We start from the raw sequence: 247 nt of genomic DNA, 5'->3' as shown, positions 1-247 counted from the left end.
ACCGCAAGGCAGCGCCGGCTATGTGCTGCAACCGGTCGCCGACGGCAATGCCTTGCAACTCGATGCCACCGCCATCAACGCCGCAACCCTGGTCGCCAGCAATGGCCAGGGCGACAGTGGCTACCGCGCGGTAGCCAGCGCCACCGCCAGCAAGACCAGCAGCGCCCTGGCCGACACGCCGCGCTCGGTCTCGGTGGTGACCCGCCAGCGCATGGACGACCAGCAATCACAAACCCTTACCGAGGTG

At 68.0% G+C, this 247-nt stretch carries 1 pseudogene; it reads left to right on the top strand.

The window, feature by feature from the left end:
- Positions 1-247 (top strand): annotated as a pseudogene (locus SB725_RS33105) (TonB-dependent siderophore receptor); the annotation flags it as partial.

It is taken from the genome of Pseudomonas sp. SIMBA_041 (assembly GCF_046535095.1).
GTDB lineage: Bacteria > Pseudomonadota > Gammaproteobacteria > Pseudomonadales > Pseudomonadaceae > Aquipseudomonas > Aquipseudomonas mucoides.
Note: the sequence above shows the minus strand (reverse complement) of the source record. Positions and strands in the feature narration are given on the sequence as shown.